Source organism: Streptomyces sp. P5F9, assembly GCF_057961495.1.
The window spans coordinates 24,034-36,731 of the sequence record NZ_JBXVPZ010000040.1 but is presented as its reverse complement, the minus strand read 5'-3'; the positions used below and the strand labels follow the sequence as shown (position 1 = coordinate 36,731).

Sequence of the window (12,698 nt, the reverse complement as noted above, 5' to 3'; positions counted from 1 at the left end):
GGGCGGGGTCGGGGCGGGGCTGTCCGTCGTGTCCTGATGTCAGGGCGTGGTGGCAGACAGCGAGGGGCTTGTGTCAGGGGTGCGGTGCGACTGCGCTGTCAGGTGCGGGGCGTCGCTCCCTCCGCGTCCGGCTCATCGGGCCGTTGTGGCGGTCGGGTGTTGAAGGTGATGTTCGGGAAGTCGCGGCCCTGGAGGACCGGGGCGTAGTAACTGCCGCCGCTGATCGCGTTGTTGACTGAGCCGTCGCCGGTGCGGACCAGCTTGGCCTGTTCGTGCCAGGCGATGAGGGCGGCGGCGAAGTCGGGGTCCAGTGCCGCGCGTACGGCCAGCGCTGTGCTCAGTGCGTGGGCCCGGGTCTCGTCACCGGGAGCCTGTTGGAGGCGCATCAGCTCGTCCTCGCCCGGAACCGGCCCGCCCGCGCTGCCATCGCCACGGTGGAACGGGCGCCGTACGAGAGTCGTGAGGGTCGTCCACATCTGTCGTCCCACTTCACCGCCCGCACCGCCGGCCAGCGACGCGAGCAGTCCTACCGACACCGGGTCCATCTGGCACCATCCTTGACGGGGCGTCACCACTCCTGTGGTGGGGAACGCTCGGCGGGGTGTTCCGGTTCCCGTCGGTCATGGAGTGGCGGGTCTGGCTCGTACGTAGAGGCGTACGAGTCCGCGCATGCGCCAACTGTCCGGCGTCGTACCGGACTCGACCAGGTGCAGCAGTGACGTGAGCCGGTTGCGGACGGTGTCCTCGGGTTCCGCACAGAGTGCGGCGAGGGTCGGTGTGGTCGTCTCCGGTGCGTCGCTGAGCGCGAGGAGGCGCAGCAGCCGGGCCTGTGCAGGGTCCAGGCGGGCGTGGCCGGCGTCGAGGCGGGTGCGTAAGTCGCGGTCGGGGTGGGCGAGTTCGGCGAGGCGCGTGCGCGGGTCGGCGAGGTCCGCGGCCAGTGCCGCGAGCGGGCGGTGCGGGTTTTCGGCGAGCAGGACCGCGGCGGTGCGCAGGGCGAGCGGCAGGCCGTCGCAGAGGTCGGCGACGCGTGCGGCGTCCTCGGGGTGGTCGAGGATCCGGGTGTCGTCGGGGTGGGCCATGGTCACCGCGCAGTGGAGGAGCCGGGTCGCGTCGGCCGTGGCCAGTGGGCGCAGGATCACGCGGTGCGTACCCAGACCGCCGAGGTCCACCGGTGTCGTGATGATCGTGGTCGCCGGAGCCGTGGCGGGCAGTACTCCGGCAAGTTGGTCGGGGTGCGTCACGTCGTCGAGGACGATGAGCAACGGGCTGCCGTTGCGGGCGAGTTCCGTGAGGATCAGGGCGTGGAGAGCGGACCGCGCCGCGCGCGTGGGCGGTACGCGGTCTGCGGGCAAGCCCATCGCCCGCAGGAATCCGCCGAGCAGGGCGGCGCCGTGCAGCCGTGACATGTCGGCGAACAGCACGCCGCCCGCGAACCGGCCCTGGGCGAGGGCCTGGTGAGCGGCCGTCAGGACGAGTTCCGTCTTTCCGCTGCCGGTCGGGCCGCCGACGACCACCACGGGACCACCCTGCTGCGTGTCGCCCGCCAAGAGGGCGCTCAGGGCGGCCAGTTCGTCGTCGTACCCCGCGAATGCCGGGGTCGGGGCGGGCAACGCGGCGAGGGCCGACGGGAGTTCGTACGGCATGCGGAAGGTGACGTCGCGGCCCTGCGTCACCCACGACAGGAACAGGCCACCCGAAATGGCGTTGTCCACGGGCCAGTTGCCGAAAGGCTCGTCGTCACCGAGCGGGTCGTCCGTCACTGGGCGGCTTCGGCTCGACGCGCGGTCCGCCACTGGTCGCGGACCAGATCGTCCAGGCCTTGCGTCGTCGGTGCCCAGCCCAGTGCCGTTCTGATCGCCGTGGTGTCGGCGATCAGCACCCTGGCCTCCTGGGCGACGGCGGGCCGGTGGAGCAGCGGCACCGGATGCCCGGTCAGCCGTTCGACCGACGCGACCACGTCCCGGACGCTCGCCGGATGCGCGCCGAGGTTGTAAACGGCGTGCCGCCCGGGCGAGTTGGCGCGCAACGCCGTCGTGAAGGCCGCGGCCACATCCCTGACATGGACGAAGTCGCGTACGGCCGTGCCGTCGCCGTTGATCTCCAGCGGGGACGTGGGCCGGGGCGCGGCGGCCACGGCGACGGCGCGCGGGATGATCCGCGTCAGGTCCTGATCGGCTCGGCCCGCCGAGGCGCCGGCCGCGTTGAAGATCCGCAGCGTGGTGGCGCCGAGGACTCCGGTGGCGGCCTGCCGGGCGATGAGGTCCTCGGCCGCGGCTTTCGACGCGGCGTAGGCGTGGAGGGGGTCTCGTGGTGTCGCCTCGTCGACGGGTACGCGGGCGGGGCGACCGTAGACCGAGCTGGTCGAGGCGAAGACGAGGCAGGCGGGGCGTCCTGTCCGCTCGGTCTCGGCTGTCATCGCGTCGAGGAGATGGGCCGTGCCCGTGACGTTGACGGCGTGGTGGCGCGTGGGTGGCCGGGAGCCGAGGCGGGCGCGGGCGAGTCCCGCGAGGTGGCAGAGGCCGTCCGTGCCGCGGACGGCGGCCGACGCTGCGGCGCGGTCCGTCAGGTCCGCGTGCCGTGTCTCGACGCCGTCGGGGAGGTCGGGCCCGTGCTCGTGCATGAGGGCGACGACCTGTTCGCCGTGGGCGAGGAGGTCGTTCACCACCACCCGGCCGACGTATCCGGCCGCACCGGTGACAAGGATCTTCATGGGCTCGTCCAAACGCTCGTCACACGGGCGGGCGGCGGACGCCGTCAGACCTCGTCGTCCGACGCGCCGTCGGGTTCCTCGTCGGCGCCGGGGCCGGGAAGGTTCGCGAGGTCGCCGATCAGTGCCTCCACGGCGGCGGTGTCGCCCAGTCGCTCGAAGAGTTCGACCGCCCGCTGCCAGTGGATCCGTGCCGACGCCGGGTCGTCCGTCGTGACGTACAACTCGCCGAGTGTGCACAGGACTTCGGCCTCGCCCCGGGTGTCGTTGATGCGCTCGAAGACCTCGCGTGCCTCCAGGCAGTGTCCGATCGACTGCCCGTACTCCGCCCGTCGCCGCGCGATGCCGGCGTGCAGCTGCTTGCAGCGGGCCCAGGCCCGGTCGTCGCGCCTGCCGTCGAGGTCCTCCCAGATGGCCAGGGCGCCGGTGGCCGCTTCGGCGGCCTCGTCCAGGCGGTCGAGGTGGGCCAGGGAGACCGCGATGGTGTCGAGGGCCGCCGCGTTGCCGGAGCGGTCGGGCACCGCGAGCCGTGCCATGACGTCGAGCGCCTCGTAGGACAGTCGCAGCGCCTCCTCCCAGTCCTCCCAGACCCGTGCGGTCATGGCCATGTCCTTGAGGGAGTCGGCCTGGCCGTGCAGATCGCCCAGGCCGCGCCGGACGTCCAGTCCGGCGGCGAACGCGGCACGGGAGCGCTCCGGTCGGCCGATGGCCCGGTAGCCGGTGCCGAGGTTGTTCAGCAGCCAGCCCTGCCCCGAGTGGGCGCCGCACCGGGCCGCCGCGTCGGCGGCGACCTGGTGCGCCTCGATCCAGTGGTCCCAGGACAGCGTCTGGGTGAGGAAGCCCCACATGCTCAGCGGGATGGTCCACACGAGATGGCCCATCCCCTCGGAGACGCCGTTGTGCACGACCGCCACGAGGTTGGGCTGCTCGGCCTCGCACCAGGCGAGGGCCCCGTTCCGGTCGGGGAACGCGGCGGGCGCCGGTCCGGGCGGTTCGCCGAGGTCGGGTCGGATCCGCCCGGGCCGCATGACCTGGTCGGCGATGTTCACGGAGTGCGTGTACCAGGTGAACAGGTTCTCCAAAACCGGCCACCGCTCCTCGTCCTCGGCGGCGAGCCGGTCGCTGAAGGAACGGACGAGGTCGTGCATGCGCCAACGCCCGTACGGCGTACCGGCCTCCACCAAGTGGGCGCGGGCCAGGTCCTGCAGGTCCCTGCGGGCCGCGTCGCCGTCCGTGCCGGCGAGCACGGCGACGGCGTCCGTGGAGGCGTCCGGCCCCGGGTTCAGCGACAGCAGGCGGAACAACCGCGCCTGTTGCACGGGGAGTTGGCGGTACGACAGCTCGAACGCGGCGCCGACGGCGATGTCGTCGTATCGCAGCGCCTCCAACCGCGCTTTCTCGTCGGCGAGTTCGTCCGCCATCCGCGCGAGCGGCCGGTCGGGTCTGCTGATCAGCACGGCACCGATGATGCGCAGCGCCAGCGGCAGTCCCGCGCACAACTCGGCGATCCTGAGGGCGTCTTCGGGCGAGTCCGTGACACGGGTGTCGTGCGGACGCGCCATCCTCAGGGTGCTGTCGAGAAGCCTGACCGCGTCATTCATGAGGAGAATATCCAGGTCCAGCAGACGGGCGTTCAGCATACCGAGGGTGTGCCGGGACGTCACGACGGCGCCCGTCCAACCGTCCGCGGGCAGCAGGGCCCTGGCCTGTTCGTCGGTCGCGGCGTTGTCGATCACCACGAGGATGCGGCGGCCCTCTTTCGCGTACGAGGCGAGGATCGAGGTGTACAGCCGCTGCCTGTCCTGCACGCCGTGCGGGATGTGCTCGCCGGGCACACCGAGTGCCCTCAGGAATCCCTCCAGCGCCTGTGCGGGCCCGACGCGGCGGGCGTCGTCGTAGCCGAACAGGTCGACGAACAGGACGCCGCCCGGGAACCAGCCCTTGTCCCAGGCGGTGCGGGCCGCCTGGAGCGCGAGTTCGGTCTTGCCGACGCCGGCCAGGCCGCCTACCGCGGTGACGATCACGACCGGTCCGCCCGCGCTGCCGGCCGACGCTCCGGCGGCGGGGTCCAACCGGCTCAGCAGGACGCCGAGATGGGGGTCGCGGCCGACGAACACCGGGGACGCCGGGGGAAGTCCGTGCAGCGCCGGCGATACCTGCGGTGGTAACTCGATGGTGATGTGGCGGCCTTGGACGACGGTGGAGAAGAACACTCCGTCGGAAATCCTGTTGCTGGTCCCGGTCACGCTCATCGTTCGTGCCGCCCTTGCGGATTCCGATGGTGCTGATGCCCCCGCTTCGTGCGGGCCGTCGGTCACGGCCGGGCCGCGCGTCTCCCCCGCTCGCGTGAGGGTGCCGTGTTCCCCGTGATGCCCAGGCTGAGAATGCCCCTTGGAGTGTGGCCGGAACCGTATGGGGCACGTCCGATCCGTGAGCCGCCGCTGCCGGGACGGGGCCTATGGGGTCACGCGGCGCGTCCGTACCGCGTGAACCGATCCGTCCCGGGTAGGAAACCGGCTCGGACGTGGCCGGACGAACGGTCATGCCGTGCGCGAAGGGACGGTGGGGACATGGCGTTGGAACAGGCCGCCGAGGACGCGGTGGGCGCGGTCGTCGTGGACGACGGGCGGGTGCTGCTGGTGGATGTGCAGGGTGGCTGGGGTCTGCCGTCCGGTGTTCCCGAGGAGGCCGAGACGGCGCAGGCCGCTGCCGCGCGGGCGGTGTATGAACTCACGGGTTATCTCGTGGACGGAACGAGCCTTCTGGAATCCGAGTCCGGAGGCGGGTCCGCTGTGGTGTGCCAGCTGTTGAGCGACGATCCGTCGGGGGAGGCTGAACTCACCGCGGGGCAGCTGCGCTGGGCGTCGTTCGCCGATGCCATCGCCGTCGGGCTGCCGGCAGCCGTGCGCACCTACCTGGAGGGCCATACCCCCGTGTAGGCACCTGCCCCGCACGTGGTACCACTGGTACCGTCGACGCCATGCCGAACACGCCGAAAGCCATGAACCTCCGCTTCCGAGACCCCCGGCAGCACGCGGCCATCGAGGCCGCCGCCAAGCAGGCCGGGGTCAGCCTTCAGGAGTACATCCTCTCGGCCGCCTACGCGCGTGCGACGGCTGTCGAAGAGCGGTTCCGTGAGGGCTTCAAGGAGTCGATGGCGCGCAGTGGCGCGGCTTTCACGGCCGAGCCGGGCAGCGCTGATCCCAGCGCGGAGCAGCGGGCGGCCGAGGCGGACGCCCTCCGTGAAATCGAGCGCCAGGAGCAGGGGCACGCCGCGTGACCCAGCCCGAACCGCCGCACCCGCTCGACGTCACCTTCCTCCTGCACGCCGCCGAGCTCCTCGACCGCGATCCCCAGGTCCACGACTACGGCCCGCTCTACGCCGCTGCCGCCCGGGTCGACGCCCGCGCGTTGGAGCGCGACATCTACGGCTCCCTGCACCTCAAGGCGGCCGCGCTGCTGCAGACCCTGGCGAAGCTGCCGTGCCTGGAGCACTCGAACGAGGCCTTCGCCTGGCACGCCACCGAGGCCTATCTGATCCTCAACGAGCGCCGCCTCGACTACGCGCCCAAGGCGGCCGTGGCACTCGTCCGCGACGCCGCCTCCGGAGAACTGGGCCTCCCCCGTATCGCCCGCCGGCTCCGCGACTGGACCACCGCCTGAGCACACGGGCCTTCGGTTCTCAGGCCGTCGCCTTCCGGATGCGGGCGAGCAGGGTCCGTAGCTGCGCCCGGTCCTCCGCGTCCAGCTCGGCCGTCGCCTCCGCGAGCGCGAGACCGTCGATCTCCTCCGCCTCGCGGTGACACTCCCGCCCCTTGTCGGTGAGGCGCAGCAGGAACGCGCGACGGTCGTGCGGATGGCGTACGCGCTCCACCAGACCGTCACGTTCCAGGCTGTCGACGATGCTGGTCGTGGTCCGTGCCGCGACGCCCGTCATCTCGCTCAAGTCCCGCATACGGAGGGGCTGTTCGGCGTGCGCGAGCATCCGCAGGGCGCGCAGGCGGGCGACCGAGGCACCGTTGGCGCGCAGCCGGATCTCGACGAACTGGCGCAGCTGGTGCGTCGTCTCGTAGAGCTCGTCGACCAGGATGTCGCTGCTGCCGTGCACTGCCATGGCGTTCCCCGTTCCGTGGTGAGGGCCGATTGTACGAGCCCCGGGCGGCGGCAATGAGCACTCACATAGTGAGTATGCTCAGCATGTGCTGCCGTTCCGACGACCTCCCGTCCCCCTCGCCCCTCGCCCTCGCTCTCCAGACCTCCGCCGGCTCCGCCTCCGCCGCCCGGGCCAGCGTCTCGTCGTTCCCGTCATGTGCGTCTGCGTGACGTTCATAGCGATCGTCGACGGAGCGATCACGACCGTCGCGCTCCCGTCGATCGCGCGCCAGTTCCAGCTGACGACGGCCGCCCTGGACGGGGTGGTCGTGGTCTATCCGGTCTGCCTGGCCATGGCCATCCCCGCCTCCGCCTGGCTGGTCGAACGGTTCGGCGCCAAGCGGGTGTTGCTCACCGCCCTCGGCGCCTTCCTCGTCTCGTCACTGCTGTGCGGCGCGGCGGCCGACCTCGGTCAGCTCATCGCCTCCCGCGCGGTGCAGGGCCTGTCCGCCGGAGTACTGTTCCCGGCCGCGTCCTCGCTGCTCTACAGCACCTTCAACTCCTGGGAGCAGGTGCGGATTTCGCGATACATGATCATCCCGCAGCAGATAGCCCCAGCCGTCGCCCCGATGCTCGGCGGCCTGCTGGTGGACCATCTGTCCTGGCGCTGGGTGTTCTACGTCAACCTGCCACTGGGCCTGCCCGCCGTGGTGTTCGGGGCGCTGTTCCTCGCCGAGCACCGCGGGCACCGGCCCGGCCGTTTCGACCTCACCGGGCTGCTGTTGAGCGCGGCGGCTCTGGGCGGCGTGATGTTCGGCGTCTGCGAGGGCCCCAACCGCGGCTGGACCTCCCCCTCCGTCCTCACCGCCCTCGCCCTGGGCGCGGTCCTGCTCACCGCCGCCATCGTCTTCGAACTACGGGTCACCGAGCCGCTGTTGAAGCTCCGGCTCTTCGCCGACCGGCTCTTCCGCGACACCAACCTGATCAATCTGGTGGGCCTGGTGCCGATCCTCGGCGCGATGTACCTCGGCCCGCTCTTCCTCCAGCAGGGCCAGGGCCGTTCCGCGCTGGAGTCCGGCACGAGCACCTTCCCCGAGGCCTTCGGCGTCCTGCTGACCGTCCAGGTCGCCGGGATCCTCTACTCCAGGGTCGGCCCGCGCATCATCATCGGCTCGGGCCTGGCCATGGTGAGCGCGGTCCTGCTGCTCCTCGCCACCTGCGACCAGGACACCGGCCTGTGGACCTTCCGCGGCTACATGTTCCTGCTCGGCATCGGCATGGGCGGCGTCTTCATGCCGACCACGGTGGCCTCGCTGGCGACCCTCTCCCGCAAGGACCTGGCCCAGGCGTCCACGCTCAACACGGTCGTACGGCAGACCGGCGGCGCCTTCGCGCCGGCGGCGGTGACCACGGCCCTGGTCCTGAGCACACCCACGGCAGCCGCGGCGAATCCGCCCATCTCCGCTTACCAGCATGCCTACTTGACCCTGGCCGCCCTCGCCGCGGCGACCGCCGTCTTCGCCTTCACGATCCCCGACGGCGCGGCCCGCGCCGCCGCACGCCGCACCACCGCGTCGGGCGGCGGGAACGCTCCGGTCCGGCCACGACGCCGGCACGAGGAGGCGCACTGAGTCCCGCTCACCGCGACACTCAGGGGGCGACCGGCTCTCAGGGCGTCACCGGCGAAACCGACCAGGAATCCCTGGAGTTGAGCACGGCGGTCGTGCACCCGGCGAGCTTCATGTACCCCTGCGACACCGCCGTCGCATGCTCCGCGGGCACCGGGCCGCCGATCTCCTCGGCCATGGCGATGATCTTCTCCGGGCCCAACTCACGGTTGGCCGGCACCAGTTGGTTCAGCGGTTCGCGGCGCAGGTTCTCGTACCGCTCCAGAGCCCGTACCGGATCATCGTCCTGCGAGAGGGTCCAGGCCAGGACACGCGCGTCGACGATCGGCTGGGAGCCGCCGTTCATGCCCATGGGGTACATCGGGTGGGCGGCGTCGCCGACCAGCGTCACCCGGCCGGAACTCCAGCGCGGCAGCGGGTCACGGTCCACCATCGGGTATTCGCAGATGCCGGTGGAGCCGCGAATCAGTTCGGGCAGGTCGACCTACGGCAGCTCCCACCCGGACAGCCCGGCCAGCGCCTCGTCCGTCGGGATCGGGTGGTTGGAGCGGTCGAGTCCCTCACCGGACTGCGGCCGACGGATCTCCAGCACCCAGTTCATCAGCGTGGGTCCGCCGTCGACCACCGGGTCGGCGACGGGGTAGGCAACGAACTTGTCCCCGGGGGCCCGCCGGCCACCACGATCGCGCGCCCTCCGAGGATGTGCGGGTACCGGCTCATGCCCCGTCACATCTGCACGCCGTTCCCGCGCGGGGGCCTTTCGCCGGGGTGGAGTCGGGCCCTCAGCCGGGAGTCGATGCCGTCGGCGCCGACGAGGACGTCGGTCTCGATCACGGCGGACGTGCCGGTGTGCCGGTCCACGAAGTGCGCTGTCACGCCTGCCTTGGCGCTCGGATCGCTCGAAGCGTTCGAAGGCCATGCCGGTGCGGACCGCGTCGGGCCCGATCCGCGTGCGGACCGTGTCCAGTAGCGGCATCTGCAACTCGCCCCGGTGGACGGAGTGTTGGGGCCACCGGTAGCCGGCCGCCAGACCAAGAGGCTCCTCCCAGATCGGGCATCCCTGACGGTCGCAGCAGACGAGCCGCACGCGGTCGGCGTCGGCATCAACCTGCTTGCCCACGACGATCTTCACGTGTCCTCCCTTGCGTTCAGGGTCCGACGTCCGCGCCAACTCGGCCTGACCAGTCGGCTGTTGAGCAGGCGCGACAAGAACGACTCTCAGCCACGGACGCCGACGCCAGCTTATCCGGAGGAATCATCTCCAGGTAAGATGATGTTGTTGCACGGCGGCTTGATCCCGCTCGGAGCAGCACCGTCCGTTGCGGATCGGATGCCAGAAGAGGAGGTGGCCGCACTCGTGGGACATCTGGCCGGGGAGGACACCGGATACATCACGGGCGCCACGCTCGACGTCAACGGCGGCCTGTTCATGAGGTGACAGTGACGAGCGGGCGTAAAGTTCCGAGGTCGGAAGGGAGATGCGCATGGACGGGGACGGGTCTTCGCTGTCGGGTCCGGCTGGGATGCTCGTCGGCCGTGATCACGACCTCGGGCTGGTCCGGGGTTTCGTCGACGAGGCCATGGTCTCCGGCGGGGCGCTGCTGCTGTCCGGGGACGCCGGCGTCGGCAAGACGGCGCTGCTGGATGCCGCTGCCGGACAGGCTCGTGGCATGGGCGCGCGGGTCGTGCGTGCCGCCGGTGTGGAGTTCGAGAGCACGATCAGTTTCGCGGGTCTCCACCAGGTCCTTCAGCCGCTGCTGCCCGGGCTCGACCGCCTGACGGACCCGTACCGCACCGCCCTGGGTGTCGCGCTGGGCCTGGACCAGGGCGCACCCTCCGATCAGCTGCTGGTGTCGAACGCGGCGCTGACCCTCCTCGTCCGGGCCGCCGCGGAGCGCCCGTTGCTGGTGATCGTCGACGATCTCCCGTGGCTGGACCGTGCCAGCGCCGTGGTGCTCGGCTTCGCCGCCCGTCGCCTGGGCGGCAGCCGGGTGGGCTTCCTCGGCGCCTATCGCTCCGGAGAAGGAAGCTTCTTCGAACGCGGCGGAGTTCCCCATCACGACGTACAGCCGCTCGATACGACGGCCGCGGCGGCGCTGATCGAGGCGCGTACCCCGTCTCTGGCCCCGCGCGTCCGGGAGCGGCTGCTGGCGGAGGCGCAGGGCAACCCGCTCGCCCTGCTGGAACTGCCCGTCGCGCTCACCGACCCGCAGCGCTCCGGAGCGGCGGTCCCCGAGCTGCTGCCGCTGAGCCGCCGTCTCCAGTCCGTGTTCGCGTCCCGCGTCGAGACACTGCCCGCGTCGACCCGGCTGCTCCTTCTGTACGCGGTCCTGGACGGCACCGGCGATCTGCGCGTCCTCACGTCGGCCACGTCCGAGCGGACCGGCATGGAGGACCTGGCGCCCGCGGAGCGGGCCGGACTCGTGGACGCGACCACCGGCCGGCTGGTGTTCCGGCATCCCCTCACGCGGTCCGCCGTCGTGGAACTTTCCACCAGCGAGCAGCGTCGCGAGGTGCATCGCGCCCTGGCGGAGTACTGGTCCGACCGCCCCGAGCGACGCGCCTGGCACCTCGCCCATGCCACGGTCGAGCCCACCGAGGACGTCGCGAGCCTCCTGGAGGAAGTGGCACGCGACACCGTGCGGCGTGGTGACGCGGGCGGTGCCATCGCCGCGCTGCTGCGCGCCGCGGAGTTGAGCCCGCGCGGTTACGAGCGCAGTCGCCGGATCGCGGAGGCGGCCTATCTCGGCGCGGATCTGACCGGCGATCTGCGCGATGTGCCCCGGCTGCTCGAAGAGGCCCGCCTGGCCGACGGCGGACGGGCGGGTCCGTTGGTCGCGGCGGTCGCCGCCGCGCACCACATCCTCCTCAGCGGCGAGGGCGACCTGGACACCGCCCACCGGCTGCTCGTCGGCGCGATCGACATGCAGCACCAGCCGTACGACGCCGCCGATCCCACCATGATCGACGCGCTGTACACCCTCGCCTGGCTGTGCCAGAGCAGTCAGCGCACGGAGCTGTGGAAGCCGCTGCACCGGGCGCTCGGCCTGCTGAAACCGGAGGTCCCGGACCAACTCGCCCTGACCCTCAGCACGATGGCCGACCCGGCGCGCACGGCACCGCCCGCGCTCGGCAGGCTCGACGAGGCCATCGCCTCCCTGGACCAGGAGGCCGACCCGGTCCGGATCATCCGGCTGGCGATGACCTCTCTCTACGTCGACCGGTTGCCGGCGTGCAGGACGGCGCTGCGGCGCGTGCTGCGCGACGGGCGGGACAACAGCTCGCTCACCGTGGAGATCCAGGGACTGGTGTACCTGGGCCGGGACCATTTCGCGGCAGGTGAATGGGACGAGTTGGAGGCGCAGGCCGCGCAGGGACGGGACCTGGGCGAAGCCCACAGCTACCAGCTGCTGTCGACGGAGTTCCTGTACCAACGGGCGCTTGTCGCCGCCGCCCGAGGCGACGAGGCCGCGACCAAAGCCCTCACGGACGAGATGACCCTGTGGGCGACACCGCGCGGTGTGGGCTCCTACCTGTCGTGCGCCTCGCACGCGAGGGCGCTCGCGGCGCTCGGCCAGGGCAGGTTCGAGGACGCGTACCGCCACGCGTGCGCCATCAGCCGCGCGGGGGAACTCGCCTCGCACGTCCCCCCGGCCCTGTTCGTCGTCATGGATCTCGTCGAGGCCGCGGTCAGAACCGGCCGTACCTCGGAGGCAACAGCCCACGCGGCGGCGGCACATGAGGCCGGCATCGCCGCGATCTCGCCGCGGCTCGCCCTGCTCGTGAAAGCGTCGGCGGCGATCGCAGCCGTAGACCACGAAGCACTCGACCTGTTCCAGGAGGCGCTCGCCGTACCCGGCACCGACCGCTGGCCCTTCGAACTGGCCCGGGTCCGGCTCGCCCACGGCGAACGCCTCCGCCGGGTGAAGGCCACGACCCAGGCGCGCACCCAACTCGCCGACGCCATCGACACGTTCGAGCGGCTCGGCGCCCGCCCCTGGACGGCCCGGGCGGGCAACGAGCTGCGGGCGACCGGCCTGTCCGTCACAGCCGCCGGGGTCACCGGCCCGGCGTCACTGACACCTCAGCAGCGGGAGATCGCGCTCCTCGCGGCGGCCGGTCTCACCAACAAGCAGATCGCCGAGCGCCTCTTCCTCTCTCCCCGCACCGTGGCCGCCCACCTGCGCCAGCTCTTCCCGAAGCTGGGCGTGGCCTCCCGCGCCGCGTTGCGCGACGCGCTGGCGGAGCTGCCTCCCGGCTAGAACGGCATC

At 71.7% G+C, this 12,698-nt stretch carries 12 protein-coding genes; 5 read left to right on the top strand and 7 right to left on the bottom strand.

Features of this window, described 5'->3' with window-relative positions; translation table 11 throughout:
- Window positions 1-98 precede the first annotated feature (98 nt).
- The 4 genes from AC31A1_RS10245 to AC31A1_RS10230 form a co-directional block, all read right to left on the bottom strand.
- The gene (locus AC31A1_RS10245; RefSeq protein WP_489652960.1) at window positions 99-545 is read right to left on the bottom strand and encodes a hypothetical protein; all 447 of its coding nucleotides are present in this window, start codon (window positions 543-545) and stop codon (window positions 99-101) included.
- A gap of 75 nt (window positions 546-620) precedes the next feature.
- Entirely contained in the window at window positions 621-1,760 is a 1,140-nt protein-coding gene (locus tag AC31A1_RS10240; protein ID WP_489652959.1) for an ATP-binding protein, read from the bottom strand.
- The gene (locus AC31A1_RS10235; RefSeq protein WP_489652958.1) at window positions 1,757-2,710 is read right to left on the bottom strand and encodes an NAD-dependent epimerase/dehydratase family protein; all 954 of its coding nucleotides are present in this window, start codon (window positions 2,708-2,710) and stop codon (window positions 1,757-1,759) included. The genes AC31A1_RS10240 and AC31A1_RS10235 overlap by 4 nt, the downstream gene beginning before the upstream one ends.
- A gap of 44 nt (window positions 2,711-2,754) precedes the next feature.
- Window positions 2,755-4,959 (bottom strand): ATP-binding protein, encoded by a 2,205-nt coding sequence (locus AC31A1_RS10230; RefSeq protein WP_489652957.1) that lies wholly within the window; start codon window positions 4,957-4,959, stop codon window positions 2,755-2,757.
- 318 nt (window positions 4,960-5,277) lie between these two features.
- Between AC31A1_RS10230 and AC31A1_RS10225 the strand changes: the two genes are divergently transcribed.
- Genes AC31A1_RS10225 through AC31A1_RS10215 form a run of 3 tightly spaced genes read left to right on the top strand, consistent with a single transcriptional unit; the run spans window position 5,278 to window position 6,370 of the window.
- On the top strand, window positions 5,278-5,646 hold the full coding sequence (locus AC31A1_RS10225; protein WP_489652956.1) for an NUDIX domain-containing protein: 369 nt from the start codon (window positions 5,278-5,280) through the stop codon (window positions 5,644-5,646).
- 41 nt (window positions 5,647-5,687) lie between these two features.
- On the top strand, window positions 5,688-5,987 hold the full coding sequence (locus AC31A1_RS10220; protein ID WP_489652955.1) for a type II toxin -antitoxin system TacA 1-like antitoxin: 300 nt from the start codon (window positions 5,688-5,690) through the stop codon (window positions 5,985-5,987).
- Window positions 5,984-6,370 (top strand): fic family toxin-antitoxin system, toxin component, encoded by a 387-nt coding sequence (locus tag AC31A1_RS10215; protein ID WP_489652954.1) that lies wholly within the window; start codon window positions 5,984-5,986, stop codon window positions 6,368-6,370. The genes AC31A1_RS10220 and AC31A1_RS10215 overlap by 4 nt, the downstream gene beginning before the upstream one ends.
- A gap of 19 nt (window positions 6,371-6,389) precedes the next feature.
- On the opposite strand, the gene AC31A1_RS10210 is transcribed toward AC31A1_RS10215, so the two are convergent.
- Window positions 6,390-6,821: a MarR family winged helix-turn-helix transcriptional regulator gene (locus tag AC31A1_RS10210; protein ID WP_489652953.1), complete on the bottom strand. Its 432-nt coding sequence runs from the start codon at window positions 6,819-6,821 to the stop codon at window positions 6,390-6,392.
- Window positions 6,822-7,014: 193 nt separating this feature from the next.
- Here AC31A1_RS10210 and AC31A1_RS10205 point away from each other — a divergent pair, with 193 nt between their 5' ends.
- Entirely contained in the window at window positions 7,015-8,430 is a 1,416-nt protein-coding gene (locus AC31A1_RS10205) for a DHA2 family efflux MFS transporter permease subunit (protein ID WP_489652952.1), read from the top strand.
- Window positions 8,431-8,467: 37 nt separating this feature from the next.
- On the opposite strand, the gene AC31A1_RS10200 is transcribed toward AC31A1_RS10205, so the two are convergent.
- Window positions 8,468-8,860 carry an FAD-dependent monooxygenase gene (locus AC31A1_RS10200; RefSeq protein ID WP_489652951.1) on the bottom strand — a complete coding sequence of 131 codons (393 nt, stop codon included), beginning with the start codon at window positions 8,858-8,860 and terminating at the stop codon, window positions 8,468-8,470.
- A 293-nt stretch (window positions 8,861-9,153) separates the two neighbouring features.
- Complete coding sequence (locus tag AC31A1_RS10195; RefSeq protein ID WP_489652950.1) at window positions 9,154-9,303, bottom strand: hypothetical protein; 150 nt, start codon at window positions 9,301-9,303, stop codon at window positions 9,154-9,156.
- A 602-nt stretch (window positions 9,304-9,905) separates the two neighbouring features.
- On the opposite strand from AC31A1_RS10195, the gene AC31A1_RS10190 reads away from it, so the two are divergent.
- Window positions 9,906-12,689: an ATP-binding protein gene (locus AC31A1_RS10190; protein WP_489652949.1), complete on the top strand. Its 2,784-nt coding sequence runs from the start codon at window positions 9,906-9,908 to the stop codon at window positions 12,687-12,689.
- Window positions 12,690-12,698 lie beyond the last annotated feature (9 nt).

Bases quoted from the DNA above. Each gene is read 5' to 3' on its own strand.
- AC31A1_RS10245 (WP_489652960.1), bottom strand. From the start codon at position 545: ATGGACCCGGTGTCGGTAGGACTGCTCGCGTCGCTGGCCGGCGGTGCG.
- AC31A1_RS10235 (WP_489652958.1), bottom strand. From the start codon at position 2,710: ATGAAGATCCTTGTCACCGGTGCGGCCGGATACGTCGGCCGGGTGGTG.
- AC31A1_RS10230 (WP_489652957.1), bottom strand. From the start codon at position 4,959: ATGAGCGTGACCGGGACCAGCAACAGGATTTCCGACGGAGTGTTCTTC.
- AC31A1_RS10225 (WP_489652956.1), top strand. From the start codon at position 5,278: ATGGCGTTGGAACAGGCCGCCGAGGACGCGGTGGGCGCGGTCGTCGTG.
- AC31A1_RS10220 (WP_489652955.1), top strand. From the start codon at position 5,688: ATGCCGAACACGCCGAAAGCCATGAACCTCCGCTTCCGAGACCCCCGG.
- AC31A1_RS10210 (WP_489652953.1), bottom strand. From the start codon at position 6,821: ATGGCAGTGCACGGCAGCAGCGACATCCTGGTCGACGAGCTCTACGAG.
- AC31A1_RS10205 (WP_489652952.1), top strand. From the start codon at position 7,015: ATGTGCGTCTGCGTGACGTTCATAGCGATCGTCGACGGAGCGATCACG.
- AC31A1_RS10200 (WP_489652951.1), bottom strand. From the start codon at position 8,860: ATGGTGGACCGTGACCCGCTGCCGCGCTGGAGTTCCGGCCGGGTGACG.
- AC31A1_RS10190 (WP_489652949.1), top strand. From the start codon at position 9,906: ATGCGCATGGACGGGGACGGGTCTTCGCTGTCGGGTCCGGCTGGGATG.